Genomic DNA, 23,085 nt, shown 5'->3' with positions numbered 1-23,085 from the left:
GGTCAAGCCCTTTTAAGGTTGGTTTCACTTTCGAGACGGCCGCATGCGCGTCGCTATTGCCGGAGCTGGTCTTGCTGGACTCTCCTGTGCCAAATACCTGGCGGATGCCGGCCACACCCCCATCGTTGTGGAAGCCAGGGATGTTCTCGGCGGCAAGGTTGCGGCCTGGAAAGACGAGGACGGCGACTGGTATGAAACCGGCCTGCACATCTTCTTCGGGGCTTACCCGAACATGCTGCAGTTGTTCAAGGAGCTGAACATCGAAGACCGGCTGCAGTGGAAGAGCCATTCGATGATCTTCAACCAGCAGGACGAACCAGGCACCTACAGCCGCTTTGATTTCCCCGACCTGCCGGCACCGGTGAACGGTGTTGCGGCGATTCTGGGCAACAACGACATGCTCACCTGGCCGGAGAAGATCAGCTTCGGACTGGGACTGGTCCCCGCCATGCTCCGGGGTCAGGGGTATGTCGAGGAGTGCGACAAATACTCCTGGACCGAGTGGCTGCGTGTCCACAACATTCCCGAACGGGTGAACGATGAAGTGTTCTTGGCGATGAGCAAGGCGCTGAATTTCATCGATCCCGATGAGATCTCTGCCACCGTGGTGCTCACGGCCTTGAACCGCTTCCTGCAGGAGAAGAACGGCTCCAAGATGGCGTTCCTGGATGGTGCACCGCCGGAGCGCCTCTGCCAGCCGGTGGTCGAGCACATCGAATCACTGGGTGGTGAAGTGCACCTCGACAGCCCCCTGCGTGAGATCAAGCTCAATGCCGATGGTTCGGTGGCGGCCTTCCACATCGGTGGCGTGAAGGGCAAGGAGAGCTTCGACCTCACCGCTGATGCCTACGTCAGTGCCTTGCCGGTGGATCCCTTCAAGCTGCTGCTGCCTGAGCCCTGGAAGCAGATGGAGGTGTTCCAGAAGCTGGATGGTCTCCGGGGTGTCCCTGTGATCAACCTGCACCTCTGGTTCGATCGCAAGCTCACCGACATTGACCATCTGCTGTTCAGCCGCTCCCCCCTGCTCAGCGTGTATGCCGATATGAGCATCACCTGCAAGGAGTATGAAGACCCCGACAAGTCGATGCTCGAGCTGGTTTTTGCTCCTGCCAAAGACTGGATCGGCCGCCCCGATGAGGAGATCATTGAGGCCACCATGGGTGAGCTCAAGAAGCTGTTCCCGATGCACTTCAGTGGAGACAACCCCGCCACCCTGCGCAAATACAAGGTCGTGAAGACGCCCTTGTCCGTCTACAAGACGACTCCCGGTTGCCAGGAGCTGCGTCCGGATCAAACCACCCCGATCAAGAACTTCTTCCTCGCGGGCGACTACACGATGCAGCGCTATCTCGCCTCGATGGAAGGTGCTGTTCTCAGCGGCAAGCTCTGCGCCGGCGCAGTGGACCGCAAGACAGGTCAGCTGGCATCATCGACCTCTTCCAGTGAGCCTGTGACGGCCTGAGCCATGCCCCTCGCCTCCCCGGATCTCGACGCAGCCTTTGAGGCCTGCCGTCGGGAGACCGCCGAGTGGGCCAAGACGTTCTATATCGGCACCTTGCTTCTCCCTCCGGAGAAGCGGCGTGCCATTTGGGCGATCTATGTGTGGTGCCGGCGCACGGACGAGTTGATGGACAGCCCGGAGGCCCAGGCGCGTCCGGTGAAGGAGCTTGCAGAGCGGCTCGACCGTTGGGAGGAGAAGACCCTTGCTCTGTTTGATGGTCGGGTGGAGGACGACCTGGATGCGGTGATGGTCGACACCCTGGAGCGCTTCCCCCAGGGCATTCAGCCTTACCTCGACATGATCGAGGGCCAGCGGATGGACCTCACCTGGACCCGCTACCCCCGCTTTGAAGACCTCAAGCTCTACTGCTATCGCGTGGCAGGCACCGTTGGCCTGATGACCCAGGGGGTGATGGGCGTCGACCAGGCCTACACCTCAGCTCCCTGGAGCGACTGTCCCGACACCTCCGATGCTGCCGTCGCCCTGGGGATCGCCAACCAACTCACCAATATCCTTCGGGATGTGGGGGAAGACCGGGGCCGTGGTCGTATCTATCTGCCCCAGGAAGATCTCGAGCGGTTCGGTTATTCCGAGGAGGAGCTGATGGCTGGAACCCTCAACAACGCCTGGCGTGCGTTGATGCGCTTCCAGCTGGAGCGGGCTCGCGATTGGTTTGCTCGCTCCGAAGCCGGAGTCCGTTGGCTGTCCGCCGATGCGCGCTGGCCGGTGTGGACGTCGTTGCGGTTGTACCGCGGCATCCTGGATGAAATTGAACGGGTCGATTACGACGTGTTCAATCACCGTGCCTATGTGGCCAAGGTCAACAAGCTGCTTGATCTGCCCCGTTCATTCCTGTTGGCTCAGTCACGCTAAAAACCCCTGCCGGGACAACCGGCAGGGGTGAAGTTGATCTTCTTTTTCCCTCGATCAGATCAGCGACTGATCAAACCGCCGTCTTCTGGTTGGCCAGCAGATCCTTGAGCTTGGACAGTTCGCCGGCCCAGCGGGGGTCAGGAGCGCCTTAGCTCTTCGCATCGCTGTGGACCACCTTGTTCACAGCCTTTCGGGCAACTTGAGGCTGGCCGGCTGCATTGGGGGCTCCACGACGGTTGCCGCCAGCATTGTTGTCGCGACGCTCGGAGCGCTCGACGCGTAGGGCACTGCCACCGAACTCCTTGCCGTTGAGAGCTTCGAGTACGGCGTCGGCCAGCTTCGGATCGTCCACGTTGGCGAAGCCGAAACCGCGGCATGCACCGGTTTCGCGGTCGAGAACCGACTTGAACCGAATCCCTTCTCCCACCGACTTGAGCAGAGCCACCAGCTCCTGTTCTTCAAAGGTCTGCGGCAGGTTGCCGATGTACAGGCGGATGCTCATGAAGGAAAGGAAATGCGATCTGTCGGTGTCTGACCGTCATCATTGACACCTGGAAAGTTAATCACAGAGCCTCGCTTTCACGGGTCAAGAAATGTTGGGCCTCCTTCAGTGCCTCGCTTGGGGTCTGGATGCGTCCAAAGGCATGTTCAAGCTTCAGATGATGCAGCAGGCGTCCGAGACGGGGGCCGGGTTCGACCTCCAGGGCCGCCAGCAGGCCATTGCCGTCGACCGGGGTTCTGGGGTGGAACAGAGGGTCCTCGGCGTTGCGCCATCGACGCAGCCAGATTTCTTTTTCGGGCATGGGCAGTTGCAGGGCCAGGGCGGGGAGATCCCCCTCGAGCTCCTCATGCAATTGCAGTCGATCGCTCTCAGGTAGCTCGCCCGGTGCCTGGCCGGTGCGTTGCTGCCAGCTCCGCAGCCGTTTGCAGCGCTGGCGAAGGGCGCGACTGGCGCGGAGTTGGCTGAGACCCTCATCGCTCACCAGGGCCGTCAGTCGAGCCAAGGGCACTGCTTCTGCGGCTTCCTCGCTGGTCAGGCCATCGATGTTGCCGGGCGTGGGAGGTTGCCCTCCGGCCGCCCAGGGATGCAGCAACGGCAGGCTTGTGAGGGCTGCCATCGCGGCGTCAGCGTGTTCGCCCCGCACCAGGCGCTGCAGCTCCGCCAGGATTCGCTCCGGTGCCGCTTCCGGAAGCCGTGCGGCGTGGCGCTCAATCCACGCCATGGTCTGGTGGGAGATGGTGAGGGGGATTTCCGCCATCAGCCGCAATCCCCGCAGCAACCGCAGAGGGTCGTCGATGAGGTTGGCTTCCGAGACGGCGGTCAGGCAGCCCTGCTGGAGGTCGCTCAGTCCCCCTGTGGGGTCCCACAGCTCTCCCCAGGGCTGGAGCGACACGGCGATGGCATTGAGCCGGTAGTCGCGCCGCCAGAGGTCGTCTTCGATGCGGTCTCCGTCCTGTCGGGCGATGTCGACCGTCCAGCCACCAAGCACCAGCCGAGCAATGCTCCGTTCCGCGTCGAGCACCACACAAGTGCCATGGAGCTCCTGGGCCAGGGCCTTGGTCAGAGCGATGGCATCCGCTGGGACCACCAGGTCAAGATCCGGCTGCTCCTGGAGACGGTCCAGCAAGCCATCCCGCACGGCGCCACCCACCAGCGCCGTGCCCTCCGGAAGCCGTGCCAGGGGGAGAGGCCACTGGGCTGGAGCCAGTCGCTCGCGCAGCTGGTCAAGCAATGCGTTGCCGGAGCCTTGGGCCATCAGAATGGGGGGAGTGAACGGCCTCGGGAGGCATGTGCATCTGCGTGGATTGCAGCTGGGTCGACCGTTGTCAGGCCTATCACGCAGTTGAGCGTCAGCATGGTGTTCCGCATCTAGCCCAGGCCCCGGATTTTGAGCCAGACGCGCCCCGTATCCACGTGTCGGTGATGGATCTCCCCGATGGCCAGGCCGGGATTGAGTGGGATGTGCGCTCCTGCGCCAGCTTCAAGGCGGATCCAGGCCGGTGGCAGCGTTGCCGTCCTGGACAGGAGCTGCCCCGATGACGGCTCCACCGCTGCTGCTCGCCTTGCACAGCTGTTCCGACTGCTTTGGCATGGCGCTGCTGGATCCTCAGCAGCCTGGGGCAGAGCCCCTGGTGCAGGCTCATCCGGATGGCCGGGGCCTCTCCAACAGCTTGATTTCGCGGGTTCAGGGGCTCCTCCCGCCCGAGCGTTGGCCCCAGTTGCAGGGCCTTGCCGTCGCGACGGGACCCGGCGGCTTCACCGGCACCCGCCTCACGATGGTGATGGCCCGCACCCTGGCGCAACAGCTGGATTGCCCCCTGCTGGGGGTGAGCAGCTATGCCCTGATGGCCCCACGCCTGGAGCGGCAACTGCCCCAATCCATGCAGGGGGAACCGTTCTGGATCACCCAGGAGTTGCCCCGGCGCGGGGTGGTGGGTGGTCAGTACCGGATCACGGCCGGGCAGGTTCACGAACTCAGCCTGCCGACCTTGCTGCCTCAGGGGGCATCACCCAAGCCTGCTGTTGAGGTGCAGCTGGATGTGGAAGCGGATGTGGCGCGGCTCCTGCAGCTGTTGCAGCGCAGCCATGCTGCCGGGGCTGCGATGCCCTGGGCTGAGGTGCTGCCGATCTACCCCACCTCACCTGTTGGACAGGTCTGATGGCGGGCGTGCGTACAGGGCTGCTGCTGGGAGCTGGTTTGATGGCCTGGTTGTTGGGGCCCGGCCCGCTGTCGCCCTATCGGCGGGCTCTCTTGGATCGCAGCCCGCCCCAGCTGGTGCTGGTGCTCGGGGGAGATGTGGACCGGGAACGAATGGGTGCCCGGTTGGCGCGTCAGCTCGATCTACCCCTGCTGGTGAGCGGCGGCAGCAACCGTGAGTACGCCGAATGGATGCTCAGTGAGGAGCGCTTCAATCCCGACCGCGTCACCCTGGATTACCGGGCCCGTGACACCCTCAGCAATTTCACGTCTGTGGTGGATGAGCTGCAGGCGGATGGTGTTCGCCACGTGCTGCTGGTGACCAGCGAAGACCACCTGCCCCGTTCCATGGCGGTGGGCCAGGTGGTGGCCGGCAGCCGCGGAATTCAGCTCACCGGCGTTCCCGTGGCCTGCCGCGAGGACTGCACCCAGGAGGGACGCCTCAAGCAATGGAGTGATTGGCTTCGTGCGGTGGCGTGGGTGATGACCGGTCGCGACCTCAGGGATGCTGCGGACCCTGATCCAGCAGAGCGTTGATGCGTTCCTGCAGCAGAGCGGTGGTGGCATCCAGATCAGGCCTGCGGCGACTGGCCGGGGCTGGAATGGGGTCGCCGATGCGCAGCTGAATCGGCACAAGGCGCGGCCAGCTGCGCCCGCTGCCCAAGGCGCGGTGGCTGTTGCAGATGGCCACCGGCAGCAGCGGGGCTCCCGTGCGAGCCGCAAGCAGGGCCGCTCCGGGGAGTGGGTTGTTGATCCGGCCGTCGTTCTGTCGGGTGCCGTCCAGAAACACCCCCGTTGCCCAGCCTTCTTCAAGTCGAGCGGTGGCGGTGCGGATCGCTTCGCGATCGCTGGCACCTCGCCGCACGGGATAAGCACCACAGGCCCGGATCAAGCGCCCCAGCAACGGGATGCTGAACAGTTCTGCCTTGGCCATGAAGGCCACGGGGCGTCCCAGGGCATGGCCCAGCAAGGGCGGGTCCAGGTGCGAACCATGGTTAGCCACCACCACAAGGGGGCCTTGCATGGGCACTCGGTTGTTGCCGGAGGTCGATCCGCGGAACAGCAAGCGGAAGACCGGGAACACCAGCAGGCTGCTGACCAGCCGGTAGGTGAGGCTCGGCTTGGGGGTGCGGACGAGGCTGGATTGACTCACTGTCCGAGGTCTCCAGCCCCGGAGATCTGGGCGGTGGTGACCCCGCTCATGCTGCGTTTGGCCAGGCCGCTGAGCACGTTGCCCGGACCGATTTCCACCAGGGTGTTCACACCGCTGTCGGTCATCGCTGCCATGGTTTCGCGCCAGCGCACACCGGTGGTCATCTGCTGCTTCAGGCGCTGTTTGAGCTCGTCCGCACTGGTGCTGGCGCTGGCGGCGCTGTTGCTGAGTACTGGAACGCGGGCATCCAGGAAGGGCACGTTGTCCAGCTCGGCGGCGAAGCGTTCAGCCGCCTCCGCCATGAACGGGGAGTGGAAGGCTCCGGAGACGGCCAGGGGGATGGCGCGTTTGCATTTCAGGGCTCCACTCACGCTTTCCACGGCCTCTGGAGAGCCAGAGATCACCACCTGCGCATCGCTGTTGTCGTTGGCGATGCTGACGCCGTCCGTGGCGGCCACCAGATCGTCCAGCTGAGCGCGATCGAAGCCGATCACGGCCGTCATGGCGCCGCCCCCGGCGTTCGCCATCAGTTCTGAGCGGGTTTTCATCAGCTGCAGACCGGTCTCCAGCCCAAATACCCCTGCGCTGTACAGAGCAACCAGCTCGCCCAGGCTGTGGCCGGCCACCAGCGCAGGCTCGCGGCCCTGCTGCTGAAGGTTGTCGGCCAGCACCGATTCGATCACAAACAGGGCGGGCTGGGTGTTGCGGGTGTCGTTGAGGTCATCCAGGCCATCACCACCGCCGCTTTCCCCTTGGCAGATCGCCAGCAGATCACGCCCCAGCAGCTCGGAGGCCATGGCGAAACGCTCGCGGCTGCCTTCGATGCTGAGCAGCGCTTCCGCCATGCCCACTTTTTGAGAGCCCTGACCGGGAAAGACCCAGGCGATCGCCATTGCTGTGTTCTGCAGACCGTGCCGGAGATTAGGCGGGCCCGCTCCAGCGGAAGAGGGCTGCACCCCAGCTCAAACCCGCTCCGAATCCACTGCTGGCGATGCGGTGGCCGGGTTGGATGCGGCCATCCCGCACGGCTTCATCCAGCATCAGGGGAATGGTGGCCGCCGAGGTGTTGCCGTAGTGGGCCAGGTTGCTGAGCACTTTTTCGGAGGGCACCGAGAAGCGATCCGCCACGGCATCAAGGATGCGCTGGTTGGCTTGATGCAGCAGCAGCCAATCCAGGCAATCTGCGGCGACACCACCCTGTGCAAGCAGCTTCTCGAGAATCGCCGGCACCTCGCGCACCGCGAATTTGTAGACCTCCTGACCGTTCATCTGGATGGGGCTGAAGCCGCCGCATTGATGGCTGGCGTCCCCCACCAGGGGCTGGCGCTGGTTCACCTGGGGCAGCTGGAGCACTTCGCCGCGGCTGCCATCGGAGCGCAACAGAAATCCGTCGAGATCGTCCTGGCCGTTCTCTGAGGCCTCCAGCACCACGGCACCGGCCGCGTCACCGAAGAGAACGCAGGAGCGGCGATCGTCCCAGTTCACCCAGCGGCTGAGTTGATCGGCTCCCACCACGAGGATGCGGCGCATCGCCCCGCTGCGCAGATACTGGGCGGCGGTCACAACGGCGAAGAGAAAGCCGCTGCAGGCAGCGGTGAGATCAAAGGCCGCGGCATGGGTGGCGCCGAGGCGCGCCTGCAGCCGTGGGGCCGAACCGAACAGGTCGTCTGGGGTGGAGGTGGCCAACAGGATGAGATCGAGGCTGTCGGCCGACCAACCGGCCATCTCTAAGGCGCGTTCCGCCGCCAACCCGCTCAGTTCCGCCAGGGATTCGTCGCTGTTGACCACCCGTCGCGCGGCAATGCCTGTGCGACTGCGGATCCATTCGTCACTCGTCTCAACCCGCTGGCCCAGCTCTGCGTTGCTGATCGAGCGGCTGGGCGTCGCGCTGCCAGACCCTCGGAACAACACCCCCCTGGTTGTGCTGAGCGGCTCGACCAAGACGGAGGTTGATTGACGTCGCGTCAGTCAATCACAACCCTGTTGCAGCGTGGCGAGATCCTCCATCACCCCATGGCTGGCTGCGGAGTGGGCAATGCGCAGGGCACTGACCACCGAGAGGGCTTTGCTGCTGCCGTGGCCGATCACGGAAATGCCGTTCACGCCCAGAAGCAGGGCACCACCGTGTTCGGCATGGTCGAGCCGCTTCTTGATGCGCTTCAGGTTGCTGCGCAGAAACGCTGATCCCACCTTGCCGCGACGCCCTCGGGGCAGCTCCGCCCGCAGCACCCCCAGCAGAACACTGCCGACGGACTCCAAGAACTTCAGCAGCACATTGCCGGTGAATCCATCGCAGACCACCACATCGAAGTCGCCCGAAAGCACATCCCGGCCTTCGCAGTTGCCGGCGAAGTGGAGCCTGGATTCGTCCCGCAGCAATTCGTGGGTCTTCAACGAGAGATCGTTCCCCTTGCACTCCTCCTCGCCAATGTTCAGCAGGCCGATGCGTGGCCGTTTCACCTGCAGCACATCCCGGCTGTAGATGTTCCCCAGCAGGGCGAACTGGTGCAAGTAGGTGGGCTTGCAGTCCATGTTGGCGCCCACATCGAGCACCAACACCGGCTTGCCTGGATCCTTGGTGGGGAACAGGGCGCCGATGGCGGGGCGGTCGATGCCCTTCAGCCGTCCCAGCCGAAAAATCGCCGAGGCCATCACCGCCCCGGAATTGCCGGCGGAGTACACCGCCTCGGCCTCGCCTTTCTTCACGAGGTCCATGGCCACATTGATGCTGGCGTCCCGTTTGCGCCGCACCGCCGTGGCTTCGTCATCCATGCCGATGGAGGGCCCACTGGCCACCAGGTCCAGATGTCCTGCCGCACGCGCACTTTCCAAGGCTTCGCGTAGCCCAAGGCTGGTGGCGGCAGCCATCACCCGGTCGATCTCCCCCACGAAGCGGATCTTCAGCGGCAGCCGGTCAATGGCGTCCAGGCATCCCTCCAGGATCGGCCCCGGCGCATGGTCACCGCCCATGCCATCGACGGCCACCCAGAGGCGCTCTGCATCGTCGATCTCATCGGCATCGGTGCCCCCCTGCAGCCAGCGCAGGGGATCAAACCCCAGCGGTTGGAGCACGCTGCTGGCCACCGTGCCTGCTCCGGAGACAACGGTTTCGGCCACGTTGCCGGCCATCGAACCCGCGGCCGTTGCTGAGCTGGCAGCGCCATCAACGATGGTTGTGACGGCGGCATTGCGCCGATACCAAATCACCAGGCGACGGATCGCCCGAGGACGGTTTGTTTTATGCCGCGGCTGAGGGGCCGGGGTGGGATCAGGGTCCTTCGGAGGCAACGGAATCGACGATGCGCTGGAACAGGTAGCCGGTGCCCCGAGCTGTGAGGATCAACTCGGGATTGGCAGGATCATCCTCCAATTTGGAGCGCAGACGGGAGATATGAACATCAACCACCCGGGTGTCCACATGGCGCTCCGGGGTGTAGCCCCACACCTCTTTGAGGATTTCGCCGCGGTTGAACGGCTCGCCGGAACGGCTCACCAGCAGTTCCAACAGGCTGAACTCCATCCCCGTTAGGCGGATGCGTTCATCGCCGCGGAACACCTGGCGTTTGTTGGTATCGATGCGCAGGTCGCTGACCTGGATGACGCCGGAGTTGGGTATGCCCGCCACCTGCTCCTTCTCGACCCGGCGCAGCACGCAGCGGATGCGGGCTTCCAGCTCCTTCGGGCTGAAAGGCTTCACCACATAGTCATCGGCGCCGAGCTCAAGCCCGGTGATCCGGTCAGCCACGTCGCCGAGGGCCGTCAGCATCACGATGGGAACGTCGGATTCCTTGCGCAGCTCCTGGCAGACGCCATAGCCGTCCAGCTTTGGCATCATCACGTCCAGCACCACCAGGTCGGGCGTGCAGGTGGGGAACAATTCCAGGGCTTCGGTGCCGTCGCAGGCGGTTACGACGTTGTATCCGATCATGGATAGACGGGTTTCCAGGATCCGTCGGATTGATGCCTCGTCGTCGACCACGAGGATCGTTTCCTTGGTGGGAGCCGTGGCCGTCATGGGCGCTGAGGCGTTAGTCACTTCTCGCCACAAATAAAAGGGCAGCCCCCCGGTCTGTTCATTCAACGGCAACTTTCTTCACAGTTCGCAGTGCCCAAATCCACCGCTGTTTTCATCTGTCAGGTCTGTGGAGCCCGTGCCCGACAGTTTTTCGGCCGTTGCCCGGAGTGCGGCAGCTGGAATTCGCTGGTGGAGCAATCCCAGCCCGCCGACGATGGCCGTCGCCGCCGCAGTGCTCCGGATCCGGAGCAGGCCGCTGCCCCGCGACGCTCCACGGCCATGGCCTCGCTGGAGGATCAGCCGCTGCAGCGGCTGGCGACAGGGTCGGCGGAATTTGACCGCGTTCTGGGTGGTGGCCTGGTTCCCGGTTCGCTGGTGCTGGTGGGAGGTGATCCGGGCATCGGCAAGAGCACATTGCTGCTGCAGAGCGCCTCGGCCATGGCGGCCGGTGCATCCGTGCTCTATGTGAGTGCTGAGGAATCAGCGCAGCAGGTGAAGCTGCGCTGGCAGCGGCTTGCCGGGGGGGCATCGGAGCTGCAGTTGCTGGCCGAAACCGATCTGGAACTGGTGCTGGAGGAGCTGGAGGCGCTGCGCCCCGCGGTGGCGATCATCGACAGCATTCAGGCATTGCATGACGCCAACCTCACGAGTGCGCCGGGGTCCGTCGGTCAGGTGCGTGAATGTGCGGCTGCCCTGCAACGGCTGGCGAAACGCCAGAACATCTCGTTGTTGTTGGTGGGCCACGTCACCAAAGAAGGCATGTTGGCCGGCCCGAAGGTGTTGGAACACCTCGTGGATGCGGTGCTCACCTTCGAGGGAGACCGCTTCGCCAGTCATCGCCTGTTGCGGGCCGTCAAGAACCGCTTCGGTGCCACCCATGAGTTGGGTTTGTTTGAGATGCAAAGCGGTGGCCTGGCCGAGGTGGGCAACCCCAGTGAGCTGTTCCTCAGCGATGCCCGCGCCTCCGGTGTCGCCACGATCGTGGCCTGTGAGGGCACGCGCTCGTTGGTGGTGGATCTGCAGGCCTTGGTGAACGTCACCAGCTATGCCAGTCCGCGACGCACGGCGACAGGGATCGGCACCAACCGTCTGCACCAGATCCTCGCGGTGCTGGAGAAGCACATGGGACTGCCGCTCTCCCGCTTCGACTGCTATCTGGCCGTGGCCGGTGGCCTGGAGGTGGAGGAGCCGGCAGCGGATCTGGGGGTCGCTGCAGCGGTGGTGGCCAGCTTCAGGGATCTCACCCTGCCTGCGGGCACGGTGTTGATCGGCGAGCTTGGTTTGGGGGGGCAGTTGCGCCCTGTGGGTCAGCTGGAGCTTCGGCTGCAGGAAGCGGCCCGGCTGGGCTTCCAGCGGGCCGTCGTCCCCCGGGGCAGTGGCCTGGGCGATCTGGCTTCGGGTTTGGATCTCGCTCTTCTGGAGGCCGACAGCGTCACCGAGGCCCTAGTGCTGGCGCTCGGTGATGCCGTGCAGCCCGACCAGGACTGATTCAGAAGTAAACGTCCACGTTGCTGCGGCCCGTGGACTTCAGCCAGTTCTCGATATCGAGATAACCGCCGGGATTGAGGCGCACGGCCTGGGTCCAGACGTCAGCGGCCTGGTCAAACCAGCGATCCGCTGCGTCCTGCTCACCGCCTTCCTCAGCGATGCGGCCCCACTTCTCGTAAATGAGCCCCATGTTCTTCAGGCAGGAGGGCTGGTTCGGGTTTTCCTCGAGTGCCTTGCGGTAGGTCTCGATCGCCCGCTCCTCCTCGCCGTTGGACATGTAGATGATGGCCATGTTCTTGAGGGTTTCGCTCCGGTCGGTGGAGTTCTCCTCAAGCTTCAGGGCCTCCTCGTAGTTCTCCAGCGCTTCGGCATAGTCGCCATCGTTCTGGGCGGAGAGGCCATCCCGGTAATAGACGTAGGCCTCCTTGGAGCGGGCATTGATCGGCAACAGCTTGACGATCAGGTCCGCCATCACCGTGAAGCTCTTGTCAATGAAGTTGTCGTTGCGGTTGCTGCGGGGCACGGCGCTCCGGCGGACGGACCCCCATCCTGACGGGACCGGAGCCCGACCTAGCCTGCTCGTAAAGATCCCTGTTGCGTAAACACCTGTGAGCCCTTCGGTTCAGACCGTCGTCCTGGATGTGGAAGGGATGAAATGCGGCGGTTGCGTCCGCGCTGTGGAAACCACCCTGCTGGATCAGCCCGGTGTTCAGCGCGCCGATGTGAATCTGGTCAGCCGCTCGGCCTGGCTCGATCTCACTGCCGGTGAGAGTGATGTAAAGGGTGTCTTGAAAGCCCTGGCAGACAGAGGCTTTCCGGCCAAGGAGCGTTCCCTGGATGCCCCGATCGGAGCGGCGGCTGCCGGGCAGGCGCTGCCGGGCTGGTGGCAGCAATGGCGACAGCTGATGGTGGCCCTGGTGCTGCTGTTGCTGTCGGTGCTGGGGCATGTCAGCGAGGCAGGGCATTTGTCGCTGCCTCTGATCGGCAGCCTGCCTTTCCACGCCACGTTGGCCACGGCGGCTCTGCTGGGGCCGGGCCGTCCGATCCTGGTGGGTGGTGTTGCGGCTGCTCGCGCAGGGGCCCCCAGCATGGATTCCCTCGTGGGCCTGGGGGTGAGCAGTGCCTATGTGGCCAGCCTGGTGGCCTTGGTTTGGCCCCAGGTGGGTTGGCCCTGCTTTTTCAATGAACCGGTGATGTTGCTGGGATTCGTCCTGCTGGGACGTTTCCTCGAGGAACGGGCCCGTTTCCGGACCGGTCAGGCCCTGCAGCAACTGGCTGAGCTCCAGCCGGACACGGCGCGCCTGCTGTTGAGCGACGGGGCGATTCGTGAGGTGCGCGTTGGTGCTCTCAGGCCCGGTGAAACCGTGCAGTTGCTGGCCGGCGACCGCATTCCGGTGGATGGGGTGGTGCTTGAGGGGGCCTCGGCCATTGATGTGTCCAGCCTCACCGGTGAGCCCTTGCCACTGCAGGCGGAGCCCGGCACGGAGTTGTCCTCCGGCAGCCTCAATCTGGAGTCAACCCTGGTTTTGAAGGTCACCCGTGTCGGTGCCGAAACCGCCCTGGCCCGGATCATTCGTCTGGTGGAGCATGCCCAGGCCCGTCGGGCCCCCATCCAGGGCCTGGCCGATCGTGTGGCAGGCCGTTTTTGCTATGGCGTGATCGGCCTGGCCCTCGCCACGTTTCTGTTCTGGTGGTTGTTCGGCGCTGAACACTGGCCTGAGGTTCTGCAGGCGTCAGCCCCTGGGATGCCCATGACCCATGCGATGTCCCATGGGGTGGACCATGGCCATGGGATGCATCACGGCGGCTTGGGCAGTGGAGCCAGCACCCCGATGGGTCTGGCCCTGCAACTGTCAATCGCCGTGCTGGTGGTCGCCTGTCCCTGTGCCCTGGGTCTGGCGACCCCCACTGTGATCACGGTGGCCACCGGCTTGGCAGCACGGCGCGGCTGGCTGTTCCGCGGTGGTGATGTGATCGAAACAGCCGCCGGTTTGGACCATGTGGTCTTCGACAAGACCGGCACCCTCACCTTGGGTCGTCCCCTCGTGACCGATGTGTACGGGAATGACCCGGATCATTTGTTGCAGCTCGCGGCCAGCCTGGAGCAAAGCAGCCGCCATCCCTTGGCCTACGCCCTGCTGCAGGAGGCCCAGCGCCGTGAGCTCGCGCTACTGGATTGCGAAGACGTTCGCACCGTCTCCGGCCTGGGCCTGGCGGGCCACGTGGACGGTGCATCGGCTCGGGTGCGTGTTGGCAAGCCCGACTGGTTGGAGGAGCAGGGTGTTGCGATCGCTTCCACCGCCCAGGACTGGCTCTCTACCGCTGAAGGCTCGGTGGTGGCTGTGGCTGTGGGAGCTGTCCTGGTGGGCCTGGTGCAGATCGAGGATCAGCTGCGCCCGGATGTTGCCCCGGCGTTGCAACGCCTGCGCTCGCACGGTCTGGCGCTCTCGGTGTTCAGTGGTGATCGGCAGGCGGCTGTGCAGCGCCTTGGTCAGCAGCTGGGCTTTGCCGCCAAGGATCTGGGCTGGGAGATGCTGCCGGAGCAGAAGTTGCAGCGCCTCGAGCAGCTGCGGCAGGCGGAGCGGGTGGCCATGGTGGGCGACGGCATCAACGATGCGCCGGCCCTGGCCGCGGCTGATCTTGGGATTGCCATTGGCACTGGAACCCAGATCGCTCAAGACTCCGCTGGTCTGGTGTTGCTCGGCGATCGGCTCGACAATCTGCCCGAAGCCCTCAGCCTGGCGCGCCGCACCCTGGTGAAGGTGCGGCAGAACCTGTTCTGGGCCTTTGGTTACAACCTCATCGTTCTCCCGGTGGCCGCCGGTGCCCTGCTCCCCAGCCATGGGGTGCTGCTGTCGCCCCCGTTGGCGGCGCTGTTGATGGCCCTGAGTTCGATCACGGTGGTGCTCAACGCCCTGGCTCTTCGCTTGCCATGAACGGTCGCTTCATTGTTCTGGAGGGCATCGATGGCTGCGGCAAGACCACGCAGATCCAGCATCTGGTCGAGTGGTTGCCCAACAGCGGTCTGATGCCGAAGGGCGCTGCTGTGCTCTGCACCCGTGAGCCGGGAGGCACTCCCCTGGGGCGCTCGATTCGGGAACTCCTGCTGCACACGGCAGATCAGGAGGCACCAGCTCCCACCGCTGAACTGTTGCTGTATGCCGCCGACCGGGCTCAGCATGTTGAAACGCTGATCCGTCCTGCGCTGGAGCGTGGTGATTGGGTGATCAGCGATCGTTTCTCGGGATCGACCCTTGCCTATCAAGGCTATGGCCGTGGGTTGGATCAGGACTTGATTCAGCGGCTCGAACAGATCGCCACCACGGGGCTGCAGCCCGATCTCACCCTTTGGCTGCGCCTTTCCGTTCAAGAGAGCCTGCGGCGCCGTCTCGGGGACAAAGAGGACCGCATCGAAGCCGAGGGAGCTGCATTCCTGGAGCGGGTTGCACAGGGTTTTGTCGAGTTGGCCCAGCAGCGCTCCTGGTGCGCCGTCGCTGCAGATCAGTCAGCCAGCGCCGTTCGTGCTGCTCTGGAACGTCAGCTTCAGGAGCATCTGGCTTGAGCGCTCTGTTTGGGGATCTGATCGGCCAGCCCCTCGCTGTTGATCTGCTTTCGGCGGCCCTGGCCCAGGGCCGTGTTGCCCCGGCCTATCTCTTTGCCGGCCCTGAAGGGGTGGGACGCCAGTTGGCGGCGGTGCGTTTTCTGGAGGGACTGCTGGCCGATGGTCAGCCCTCGGCCCGGGAACGCCGACGCCTGCTGGAACGCAATCACCCCGACCTGCTCTGGGTGGAGCCCACCTATCAGCATCAGGGCCGTTTGCTGACCCGCGCCGAAGCCGAGGAGGCGGGGCTCAGCCGCCGCACTCCGCCCCAGTTGCGCTTGGAGCAGATCCGCGACATCGGACGCTGTCTGGCCCGGCAGCCAGTGGAGGCGAAGCGCGGCATGGTTGTGATTGAGGCTGCTGAGGCGATGGCGGAAGCTGCGGCCAATGCCCTGTTGAAAACGCTGGAGGAACCCGGCCATGGGGTGCTGATTCTGTTGACCTCAGCCCCCGAGCGGTTGCTCAGCACAATTCGCTCCCGCTGTCAGTTGATCCGCTTCCTTCGGCTCAACCCCGAGGCCATGGCCCAGGTGCTCGAGCGCACCGGCGCCTCAGCTCAGGATGCCCCGGAACTTCTGGCCCTGGCTGCCGGGTCTCCAGGCGCTCTGATCGACCATCGCCGCAGCCTGGCTGGTCTGCCCGAGGCGTTGGTTCAGCGCCTCGATTCGTTTCCCGCTACTCCCATGGAGGCGCTGGCATTGGCACGCGATCTCTGCGAAGCCCTCGATGGCGAGCAGCAGCTCTGGTTGATTGGCTGGTGGCAGCACCGGCTTTGGCGCTCCGGCAGTTCCGCCTCAAGTCTCAAGCGCTTGGACACGCTGCGCGGCCAGCTGCTTTCGTTCGTTCAGCCGCGATTGGCCTGGGAGGTGGCGCTGCTGGACCTCACGCCATCCGTCTCCTAGGTGCACGAAGGCGATCAGGCCGTGGCTCGATCGCCTTGCTGTTTGCGCTCTTCCCTGGCCATGGCCACCACGTCCTCAAGGCCATCCATCTGGGCGCTGGTGGGCAGTTCCAGGCAATAGCCCGCTCCGTACACCGTCTTGATGAAGCGTGGCTTGCGGGGATCGGGTTCCAGCTTGGTGCGGAGGTGTCTGACGTGCACGCGAATGGTCTCGATGTCGTCATCGGGCTCGTAGCCCCACACTTCCTTGAGGATCAACGAGGGGGCCACGGTCTGCCCGTGACGCTGCAGCAGGCAATGGAGCAGTTTGAACTCCAGGTGCGTGAGCCGCACGGGTTGATCAAACCAGATCGCTTCAAAGCGCTCGGGCACCAGGGTGAGAGGCCCGTAGCTGAGGATCTCGTTTTGGTTGCTGGTTCCAACAGGAGCTCGGTCACTGCGACGCAGCAGGGCTTTGACCCTCACCTGAAGTTCCTCCAGGTCGAAGGGTTTGGTCAGGTAATCGTCGGCTCCGGAATTGAAACCGCTCACCTTGTCTTTGGTGCCGCCGAGAGCCGTGAGCATCAGGATCGGAATCCCAGCGGTGCGGTCGTCGCGCCGTAGGCGCTGACACAGGGTGAGGCCATCCACTTTGGGCAGCATCAGATCCAGCAGGATCAGATCCGGGGTGTACTGCAATGCGAGGGCCTGACCTTTGATCCCATCGTCGGCGCGCTGCACATCGAAGCCGCTGTGCTCCAAATGGCCACTCACCAGGTCGCGCATGTCCTGGTCATCTTCGATTAGCAGGATGCAGGGCTTCATGGGTTCGGCGGCAATTCGGCTGGCGAAATAACGAGCGCTTGTCTGTCGGGATTAACGCTGAACGGATTCTCTCAAGCTTTTCAACTGTCTGCAGATTTTCAGCAAAGAGACCCTTAGGGGCTTAGTTGTCGCAGATTGCTTGCAGGATCAGCGATTTGGAGGTTTTTTTGCTTGTCTTTCGCCGGTGGCTGTTTAGGAAGTCTTCCGCTTCGAGCAATCACCCGTCACGAAATTCCTCTGTTCGTCAATAAAAAAGCCACAGCGTGAGCTGTGGCTTTAAAGCTCCCCGGGCGGGATTCGAACCTGCGACCAATCGATTAACAGTCGACCGCTCTACCGCTGAGCTACCGAGGAATGAGACCCGAAGAACTTACCCCTCGAATATGCCCCCCTGCAAGCGCCGTTGCAGTTCTGGCCCTCGGGTCCATGGTCCAATCCGACCGTCTTGCATGCGAGCGGCACCATCGGCGAAGGCCAATTCCCCAAGCCTGTGGGTGATCCACAGCGCCGTGATCGGCTTCACGGGGTCGTTGCAAAGCCGTTGCACCGTGGTCAGCACGGTTGCTTGGCTGCTGGGATCGAGCAGGGCGGTCGGTTCATCGAGCAGCAGGAGCCCGGCGTCACTGGCCAGGGCTCCGGCAATGGCCAGGCGTTGTTTCTGGCCGCCGCTGAGGCTGTGAATCGGCCGCTTCTCCAGTTGGGCGAGGCCAAGCTGGCTCAGCAGGCCGTGCACGGTGCTTAGGCGGTGCTGCTGGGGCCCTTCAGGGTCCATGCCCAGCATCAGATCGCTGCCGCAACTGGGGAGCAGCAGCTGATGGTCTGGGTTTTGAAACACCAGGGCCGTTTTGCTGCGGCAGGCGATGCGTCCGCTCTGGGGTTCGAGCAGTCCTGAAATCAGGCGGAACAGGGTGCTTTTGCCGCTGCCGTTGCTGCCCACCAGCATCCACAGGCCTGGGCCAGGAATGACCAGGCTGCAACGGTTGAGGGCCTGCTGGCCGTTCGGCCAGCGGTGGCTGACGGCCTCAACGCTCAGTTCGGCGGTTGAGGTGTCAGGAATCAAAGGAAAAGCCGGGACGCTTGCTGCCACCCGCTGCCGCAGCTTTCTCATAAAGCTGAACGGCGAGAACCTCACTGACCAGCAGCGTTACTTTCTTGCCTTCCACTTTCTCGCAGGTGAGCTCCAGCAGCCGCGGTTGGCCGTTCTCGAGGGCCTGGCGAATCTGCTGATACAGCGCATCGGCATCTGCATGCTCCTTGCGCTGAACAGACACCGGGACAGGACTCATGCGCAGGGCCAGTTCGATGACGTACACAGCGTTGGAAAGAAGCGATGCGTCATCTTCGCGGAGGGACCGGCATCCCGTCGGTCCAAAAATGCGCATTTCTACTCATCCCCTCGAAAAGGGTGCGGGGAGCCGCCCCATTTCGGTGATCACCCCCTAGGCTCGGCCGTGTAACGGATCATGAAGCACCTCTCATGACGATCGCTGTAGGACGCGCGCCACAGCGGGGATGGTTTGACGTCCTCGATGACTGGCTCAAGCGCGACCGCTTCGTTTTTGTCGGCTGGTCCGGCATCCTTCTTCTCCCAACGGCCTACCTGGCCATCGGTGGCTGGCTGACAGGCACCACCTTTGTTACCTCCTGGTACACCCACGGCATTGCCTCCTCGTACCTGGAAGGTTGCAACTTCCTGACCGCTGCTGTGTCCACCCCCGCTGATGCGATGGGTCACAGCCTGCTGCTGCTCTGGGGCCCTGAAGCCCAGGGCGACTTCGTTCGCTGGTGTCAGCTCGGCGGCCTCTGGGCCTTCGTGGCCCTGCACGGCGCCTTCGCACTGATCGGTTTCATGCTCCGTCAGTTCGAGATCGCTCGTCTGGTCGGCATCCGCCCCTACAACGCCATCGCCTTCTCCGGTCCGATTGCGGTGTTCGTCAGCGTCTTCCTGATGTACCCCCTCGGCCAGAGCAGCTGGTTCTTCGCGCCATCCTTCGGTGTGGCTGCGATCTTCCGCTTCCTTCTCTTCCTCCAGGGCTTCCACAACTGGACCCTGAACCCCTTCCACATGATGGGTGTCGCCGGCATCCTCGGCGGTGCACTCCTCTGCGCCATTCACGGCGCCACCGTGGAAAACACCCTGTTTGAGGACGGTGAGCAGGCCAACACCTTCAAGGCGTTCGAGCCCACTCAGGAAGAAGAGACCTATTCCATGGTCACCGCCAACCGCTTCTGGAGTCAGATCTTCGGTATCGCCTTCTCCAACAAGCGCTGGCTGCACTTCTTCATGCTGTTCGTGCCTGTGATGGGCCTGTGGACCAGCTCCATCGGCATCATCGGCCTGGCCCTCAACCTGCGCGCCTATGACTTCGTGTCACAGGAAATCCGCGCTGCAGAAGATCCCGAATTTGAGACCTTCTACACCAAGAACATCCTTCTGAATGAAGGTCTGCGTGCCTGGATGGCACCGGCTGACCAGCCGCACGAAAACTTCGTCTTCCCTGAAGAGGTTCTGCCCCGCGGTAACGCCCTCTGATCGCAAAGCCGATTGTTCCCTCAACCGCCCAACCGGGCGGTTTTTTTTGTTCAGTTATCGTTTGCATCCGTGCTCAAACGCAAGGTGAGATCAAGGCTGTTGCGTTGATCGAGCAGCGCTCGCAGCAGTGCATCGATGAGAAGAATGATGCCAACCAGCTCCAGCGCTTCCTCCATGCCTGTGATGGCGCCGTACCAGGGACTATGCAGGCGGATCAGGCTTGATCGAACGGCAAAGCTGCCGATCATCTCCATGCCGATGGCACCGCCGATGTAGACGGCCCCTGCTCGCAGCAACCGTGATGCCGTTGCTCGGGAGATTGAGCCGAGGAAGCGGCGAAAGCGCCACAGCAGAACCATGGCAAGGGCGGCATAGGGAACCACCCAGGTGGATGCCAGGGCTGGGTGCACCTGGTGCCTTAACCCAGGAATGATCAGGATCTCGTGGATCTGCAGGGCTTCATCGAGCGCCAGAAAGATGAAAATCTTCGACAGCAAGCGCCAGTCCTGAGCAGCGATGCGATCGCTGCTCTGCCCCAGCCGCTGCATCAACAGGGCCGCCATCAGCAACAGCGCGCTGCTGAACAGGGTGGGCAGGTTGAGTTCGCGGTCCATGTTGAGGCTGTCCAGCCAATGCTTCTCCGTCCCGAAGCCGTAAATGCCCACTTGCACGACGCTGTGGGCCAGCAAGAGCCCTGCGGTGATGGCCATCAGCAGCTTTCGGATCGATCGTGGCGTCAGCGGAATGATTCCGATCTGGCCTGGATCCGCTGCATTGGGTTGCTGAATCACGGTTGGCTTGTGCGGAGGGTGAACCCCGGTCTCAGGGTTCGGTTCTAAACCTTTGCTTAACCTGCGCTTAGCGCAAGGGATGGGTTGGTGGCTGTGATCTACACACGGGGTCGTGCCCTCAAGACTGCCATCGCCGTTGTGTTCGTGGTGGTTGCGGCTGCGTCTCTGTTGACGATGGCCGTGCAGCTGGTGATGTCTGCCTTTGGCGGTTCCCAACCTGATCTCGGTTGGGGTGTCTTGGCTGGTGTGACCACGGCGTTGGCGGTTTGGGCCACCCGTTCCCAAGGGCTGTTGCGGTTGCTGTCGGTTGCTGATCCCTTAGCCCATCAAGGCCGTACCAGCGCTGTATGGGGACTGCTGGCACTTGTGCTTGTGCTGGTTGTGGGATTGAAGACAGGCGCGCCGGACCGTGATGCCTACAAACAGCTGGTGTTTGGTGAGGGCGGCTTGGTGGAGTGGAGCCAAGTGCTTGTATTGCTGCTCGCCACCCGGACGGCCTGGTTGATCGGCGACGATTTGAATGCGCGTCTTGAGGAGCGCCGACCCGGGCGCCTGTTCAAGTTCGGCGCAACATGCCTGGCCCTAATTTTGATGGAGGAGCTCGCCTGGGGGCAGGTCATCTTTAGTTGGCAGACCCCACCCTTGTTGAACGAGATCAACGCGCAGAACGAGACGACCCTGCACAACATCGGTTGGTTTCAGGATCGACTGGATCTGGGCACCTTCCTGGCGACCCTTGGGGTTTTGGCTGTTGTGGTTCTCGCGCCTCGCTGGATGCGCGCGCTCACAACAAACTGTTCTGAATCGATGGCGGCCGTGTCCCGGTCCCTCACTCCCGCTGTCTACAGCTGGCCGTTGTTCATGGCCGTTTCTGCACTGGCGTTTTGCATTGCCACACGCACCTTCTCCCATGTGATTCTCAATCGGGATCAGGAGTGGGGTGAGTTGGTGCTTTACGCCTCGCTCCTCCTCTCGCTTCTACGGACGCGCGTCTTGCTGGGTTCTGTGGAGCCTCAAGCTCCTGATTGCGTTGCCGAGGATCCTTAACCTTCATCCATTGGACGTCAGGTTTGCATGAGCGATCCCAGTGCATCTGCTGCCCCATCCCGAGGTCCAATGCCAGCTCCGGTGGTGATCCTGGCGGCTGGTTTTTTTTTGGCATGTTTGAGCATTCAGGTCTGGCGGCTTGAGACCCTTAGTGCCACCTATGACCAGGCCCTCTTCCTGCAAGAGCTCTGGTCAACGGTTCAGGGGCGTCCTTTTGAAAGCAGTTTGTCATCGGTGCTGTCCGCCGCTGTAAAAGTCGGCGGTGAACTGCCGTCGGTGAGTTACCTCCACCTCGGCCAGCATGCCAATTTCCTCACGCTGCTGATTGCACCTCTGGTGCTTCTGCTCGGTAGCTGGGCGCTCCCATTGGTGCAGGTTTCGCTGTTGACGGCAGCAGGCTTGGTGCTTTGGAGGATTGCTGCCAAGCGTCTGCCGGAGTCGCTGGCGATCCGTATCACCGCCGCTTATTACTTCAGTGGTGCTGTGATTGGCCCAGCCCTTGAGAACTTTCACGATCTGATCTGGTTTCCTCTGCTGGGATTCCTCGTGGTGGAGGCGCTCTTGGAGCAGCGCAACCGTCAGCTCGTTTTTGCGGCAGTGATGTTGTTGCTGGTTCGGGAAGACAGCGGGCTGGTGTTGTTCTCCTTGGGGCTTTGGGCTTTGGTTCGTAAGCCGGCCGCCCGTTGGAAGGGTGTCGGCTTGATGGCGGTGTCATTTTTCTGGGTCTTGCTGGTTACCGGATGGATCCAGCCAGCGGTTGATTCATCGTTGTCCGATCGCTTTCTCCAGGAAAAGTTTGGTCATTTGGTGGATGACGTTTCGGGCGGCACCCTCTCGGTACTGCTTGCAATGTTGCGGCATCCACTGTCGGTTCTGCAGGCGATCGTTTCTCCCCCTGGCGCAACACTTGGTTTCCTGCTGGCCCTCAGTCTTCCTCTGCTGTTGATCCCGTTGTTGTCGGTCGATGCAGCTTTGTTGGTGGCTGTTCCCCTCTTCATCGCGCTGGTGTCGCAAGGGCGCTCGGCACTGTCTGTGACGCTTCGCTATGTGCTGGCCCTGGTTCCTGGTCTTTATTTGGGCTCAGTCCTCTGGTGGCAGCGCCATGCATCGGTTTGGGCCATGCCTTGGATTCGTCGCTGTTGGTTTGGTGCCTTGGCGCTTGGCTTAACGCTCACCTTGGTGGCGAATCCCCATCGCAGCCTTTCGGCCCTCGTGCCCGATAGTTTTTCGCCGTGGGTTCATGTGTCTCCCGCTGCGATGCTCGAGCGCCGCGCTGCTTTGCGTGACGCTGTGGCCCTGATCCCTGACCAGGCCAGTGTGTCTGCCGACACGTCTGTGCTGCCCTGGCTGGCGCAACGGGAGGTGTTGATCCGTTTCCCGAAGTCCACGCAATATCTCGATCGTGGTGGAGAGCCACAGTCGGTTGATTGGGTGGTGGCCTTCCCTGGTTACTACACACCCTTGGCACCAGTGTTCAAACTCGAGCGCAATCTGCAACGCTCGATTGGCCGCAAGCTTTCAAAGCTTGTTGCGTCTGATAGTTATCAGCTAATGCACTGTCATCGGGGAGCTGTTGTCCTGAAGAGGGTTTCAATGCAGGCCGGAACATCCCCCGAAGCTGCAATCGATCCTCGCTCCTGTTCGTGGTTGAACTGAGCTTGTTCTCCTTTGCAGGATTG

Annotated in this window: 23 protein-coding genes, 1 tRNA gene and 1 pseudogene; 12 read left to right on the top strand and 13 right to left on the bottom strand. The window is 63.0% G+C overall.

Going from position 1 to position 23,085, the window contains the following annotated elements; all coding sequences use genetic code 11:
• The first annotated feature begins 43 nt into the window (after positions 1-43).
• Both pds and SynM161_RS10750 read left to right on the top strand, forming a co-directional pair.
• Positions 44-1,462 (top strand): 15-cis-phytoene desaturase, encoded by a 1,419-nt coding sequence (gene pds / locus SynM161_RS10755; protein ID WP_115081175.1) that lies wholly within the window; start codon positions 44-46, stop codon positions 1,460-1,462.
• Positions 1,463-1,465: 3 nt separating this feature from the next.
• Entirely contained in the window at positions 1,466-2,374 is a 909-nt protein-coding gene (locus SynM161_RS10750; protein ID WP_186541404.1) for a phytoene synthase, read from the top strand.
• Between the two features lie 70 nt (positions 2,375-2,444).
• Here the strand turns inward: SynM161_RS10750 and SynM161_RS10745 are convergent.
• A pseudogene (locus SynM161_RS10745) lies at positions 2,445-2,876 on the bottom strand (RNA recognition motif domain-containing protein).
• A gap of 61 nt (positions 2,877-2,937) precedes the next feature.
• Positions 2,938-4,131: a CCA tRNA nucleotidyltransferase gene (locus tag SynM161_RS10740; protein ID WP_186541402.1), complete on the bottom strand. Its 1,194-nt coding sequence runs from the start codon at positions 4,129-4,131 to the stop codon at positions 2,938-2,940.
• A 32-nt stretch (positions 4,132-4,163) separates the two neighbouring features.
• On the opposite strand from SynM161_RS10740, the gene SynM161_RS10735 reads away from it, so the two are divergent.
• The 3 genes from SynM161_RS10735 to SynM161_RS10725 are packed head-to-tail and all read left to right on the top strand — an operon-like array spanning position 4,164 to position 5,610.
• The gene (locus tag SynM161_RS10735) at positions 4,164-4,415 is read left to right on the top strand and encodes a Ycf34 family protein (protein ID WP_115160855.1); all 252 of its coding nucleotides are present in this window, start codon (positions 4,164-4,166) and stop codon (positions 4,413-4,415) included.
• Positions 4,412-5,035 (top strand): tRNA (adenosine(37)-N6)-threonylcarbamoyltransferase complex dimerization subunit type 1 TsaB, encoded by a 624-nt coding sequence (gene tsaB, locus SynM161_RS10730; protein WP_186541400.1) that lies wholly within the window; start codon positions 4,412-4,414, stop codon positions 5,033-5,035. Before SynM161_RS10735 ends, tsaB begins: the two co-directional genes overlap by 4 nt.
• Positions 5,035-5,610 carry a YdcF family protein gene (locus SynM161_RS10725; RefSeq protein WP_115081171.1) on the top strand — a complete coding sequence of 192 codons (576 nt, stop codon included), beginning with the start codon at positions 5,035-5,037 and terminating at the stop codon, positions 5,608-5,610. Before tsaB ends, SynM161_RS10725 begins: the two co-directional genes overlap by 1 nt.
• Here SynM161_RS10725 and SynM161_RS10720 read toward each other — a convergent pair.
• The 5 genes from SynM161_RS10720 to rpaB are packed head-to-tail and all read right to left on the bottom strand — an operon-like array spanning position 5,573 to position 10,241.
• Entirely contained in the window at positions 5,573-6,226 is a 654-nt protein-coding gene (locus SynM161_RS10720; protein WP_115081170.1) for a 1-acyl-sn-glycerol-3-phosphate acyltransferase, read from the bottom strand. The two genes, SynM161_RS10725 and SynM161_RS10720, sit on opposite strands and share 38 nt — an antisense overlap.
• The gene (fabD, locus tag SynM161_RS10715; protein ID WP_186541398.1) at positions 6,223-7,119 is read right to left on the bottom strand and encodes an ACP S-malonyltransferase; all 897 of its coding nucleotides are present in this window, start codon (positions 7,117-7,119) and stop codon (positions 6,223-6,225) included. Before fabD ends, SynM161_RS10720 begins: the two co-directional genes overlap by 4 nt.
• Positions 7,120-7,147: 28 nt before the next feature.
• Positions 7,148-8,137, bottom strand: coding sequence for a beta-ketoacyl-ACP synthase III (locus tag SynM161_RS10710; protein ID WP_255441997.1), 990 nt, complete (start codon positions 8,135-8,137; stop codon positions 7,148-7,150).
• Between the two features lie 57 nt (positions 8,138-8,194).
• Positions 8,195-9,514 carry a phosphate acyltransferase PlsX gene (gene plsX / locus SynM161_RS10705; RefSeq protein WP_114987532.1) on the bottom strand — a complete coding sequence of 440 codons (1,320 nt, stop codon included), beginning with the start codon at positions 9,512-9,514 and terminating at the stop codon, positions 8,195-8,197.
• Positions 9,495-10,241 (bottom strand): response regulator transcription factor RpaB, encoded by a 747-nt coding sequence (rpaB, locus tag SynM161_RS10700; protein WP_025362545.1) that lies wholly within the window; start codon positions 10,239-10,241, stop codon positions 9,495-9,497. The genes plsX and rpaB overlap by 20 nt, the downstream gene beginning before the upstream one ends.
• Positions 10,242-10,331: 90 nt before the next feature.
• Here rpaB and radA point away from each other — a divergent pair, with 90 nt between their 5' ends.
• On the top strand, positions 10,332-11,729 hold the full coding sequence (radA, locus tag SynM161_RS10695; RefSeq protein ID WP_006851231.1) for a DNA repair protein RadA: 1,398 nt from the start codon (positions 10,332-10,334) through the stop codon (positions 11,727-11,729).
• Position 11,730: 1 nt separating this feature from the next.
• On the opposite strand, the gene SynM161_RS10690 is transcribed toward radA, so the two are convergent.
• Positions 11,731-12,252 carry a photosystem I assembly protein Ycf3 gene (locus SynM161_RS10690; protein WP_006849793.1) on the bottom strand — a complete coding sequence of 174 codons (522 nt, stop codon included), beginning with the start codon at positions 12,250-12,252 and terminating at the stop codon, positions 11,731-11,733.
• Between the two features lie 85 nt (positions 12,253-12,337).
• On the opposite strand from SynM161_RS10690, the gene SynM161_RS10685 reads away from it, so the two are divergent.
• From SynM161_RS10685 to holB, 3 genes are read left to right on the top strand one after another with little or no spacing between them, the layout of a single operon-like run.
• Positions 12,338-14,665: a cation-translocating P-type ATPase gene (locus SynM161_RS10685; protein WP_186541396.1), complete on the top strand. Its 2,328-nt coding sequence runs from the start codon at positions 12,338-12,340 to the stop codon at positions 14,663-14,665.
• Positions 14,662-15,291 (top strand): dTMP kinase, encoded by a 630-nt coding sequence (tmk, locus tag SynM161_RS10680; protein WP_186541395.1) that lies wholly within the window; start codon positions 14,662-14,664, stop codon positions 15,289-15,291. Before SynM161_RS10685 ends, tmk begins: the two co-directional genes overlap by 4 nt.
• Positions 15,288-16,232 (top strand): DNA polymerase III subunit delta', encoded by a 945-nt coding sequence (holB, locus tag SynM161_RS10675; protein ID WP_186541394.1) that lies wholly within the window; start codon positions 15,288-15,290, stop codon positions 16,230-16,232. Before tmk ends, holB begins: the two co-directional genes overlap by 4 nt.
• A gap of 14 nt (positions 16,233-16,246) precedes the next feature.
• Here the strand turns inward: holB and SynM161_RS10670 are convergent, their stop codons facing one another.
• The 4 genes from SynM161_RS10670 to SynM161_RS10655 form a co-directional block, all read right to left on the bottom strand.
• Complete coding sequence (locus SynM161_RS10670) at positions 16,247-17,035, bottom strand: response regulator transcription factor (RefSeq protein WP_186541393.1); 789 nt, start codon at positions 17,033-17,035, stop codon at positions 16,247-16,249.
• A gap of 282 nt (positions 17,036-17,317) precedes the next feature.
• Positions 17,318-17,389 (bottom strand) — tRNA-Asn (locus SynM161_RS10665).
• 16 nt (positions 17,390-17,405) lie between these two features.
• On the bottom strand, positions 17,406-18,095 hold the full coding sequence (locus SynM161_RS10660; protein ID WP_186542659.1) for an ABC transporter ATP-binding protein: 690 nt from the start codon (positions 18,093-18,095) through the stop codon (positions 17,406-17,408).
• Complete coding sequence (locus SynM161_RS10655; protein ID WP_115081151.1) at positions 18,085-18,348, bottom strand: hypothetical protein; 264 nt, start codon at positions 18,346-18,348, stop codon at positions 18,085-18,087. Before SynM161_RS10655 ends, SynM161_RS10660 begins: the two co-directional genes overlap by 11 nt.
• Before the next feature lie 164 nt (positions 18,349-18,512).
• On the opposite strand from SynM161_RS10655, the gene psbD reads away from it, so the two are divergent.
• On the top strand, positions 18,513-19,568 hold the full coding sequence (gene psbD / locus SynM161_RS10650) for a photosystem II D2 protein (photosystem q(a) protein) (RefSeq protein WP_006851499.1): 1,056 nt from the start codon (positions 18,513-18,515) through the stop codon (positions 19,566-19,568).
• 50 nt (positions 19,569-19,618) lie between these two features.
• Here psbD and SynM161_RS10645 read toward each other — a convergent pair whose 3' ends face one another.
• On the bottom strand, positions 19,619-20,359 hold the full coding sequence (locus tag SynM161_RS10645) for a hypothetical protein (RefSeq protein WP_255441786.1): 741 nt from the start codon (positions 20,357-20,359) through the stop codon (positions 19,619-19,621).
• A gap of 87 nt (positions 20,360-20,446) precedes the next feature.
• On the opposite strand from SynM161_RS10645, the gene SynM161_RS10640 reads away from it, so the two are divergent.
• A complete protein-coding gene (locus tag SynM161_RS10640; RefSeq protein WP_186541392.1) occupies positions 20,447-21,406 on the top strand; it encodes a hypothetical protein in 960 nt (319 codons plus the stop codon).
• A 27-nt stretch (positions 21,407-21,433) separates the two neighbouring features.
• Positions 21,434-23,062, top strand: coding sequence for a DUF2079 domain-containing protein (locus SynM161_RS10635; RefSeq protein WP_186541391.1), 1,629 nt, complete (start codon positions 21,434-21,436; stop codon positions 23,060-23,062).
• Positions 23,063-23,085 lie beyond the last annotated feature (23 nt).

This window comes from Synechococcus sp. M16.1 (assembly GCF_014279895.1).
Taxonomy (GTDB): Bacteria; Cyanobacteriota; Cyanobacteriia; order PCC-6307; family Cyanobiaceae; genus Parasynechococcus.
The sequence above is the reverse complement of the archived record's forward strand: the minus strand, read 5'-3'. Positions and strand labels throughout refer to the sequence as shown.

Bases quoted from the DNA above. Each gene is read 5' to 3' on its own strand.
- tsaB (WP_186541400.1), top strand. From the start codon at position 4,412: ATGACGGCTCCACCGCTGCTGCTCGCCTTGCACAGCTGTTCCGACTGC.
- tmk (WP_186541395.1), top strand. From the start codon at position 14,662: ATGAACGGTCGCTTCATTGTTCTGGAGGGCATCGATGGCTGCGGCAAG.
- SynM161_RS10750 (WP_186541404.1), top strand. From the start codon at position 1,466: ATGCCCCTCGCCTCCCCGGATCTCGACGCAGCCTTTGAGGCCTGCCGT.
- psbD (WP_006851499.1), top strand. From the start codon at position 18,513: ATGACGATCGCTGTAGGACGCGCGCCACAGCGGGGATGGTTTGACGTC.
- SynM161_RS10725 (WP_115081171.1), top strand. From the start codon at position 5,035: ATGGCGGGCGTGCGTACAGGGCTGCTGCTGGGAGCTGGTTTGATGGCC.
- SynM161_RS10740 (WP_186541402.1), bottom strand. From the start codon at position 4,131: ATGGCCCAAGGCTCCGGCAACGCATTGCTTGACCAGCTGCGCGAGCGA.
- SynM161_RS10670 (WP_186541393.1), bottom strand. From the start codon at position 17,035: ATGAAGCCCTGCATCCTGCTAATCGAAGATGACCAGGACATGCGCGAC.
- SynM161_RS10735 (WP_115160855.1), top strand. From the start codon at position 4,164: ATGTGCATCTGCGTGGATTGCAGCTGGGTCGACCGTTGTCAGGCCTAT.
- rpaB (WP_025362545.1), bottom strand. From the start codon at position 10,241: ATGACGGCCACGGCTCCCACCAAGGAAACGATCCTCGTGGTCGACGAC.
- pds (WP_115081175.1), top strand. From the start codon at position 44: ATGCGCGTCGCTATTGCCGGAGCTGGTCTTGCTGGACTCTCCTGTGCC.
- fabD (WP_186541398.1), bottom strand. From the start codon at position 7,119: ATGGCGATCGCCTGGGTCTTTCCCGGTCAGGGCTCTCAAAAAGTGGGC.
- SynM161_RS10635 (WP_186541391.1), top strand. From the start codon at position 21,434: ATGAGCGATCCCAGTGCATCTGCTGCCCCATCCCGAGGTCCAATGCCA.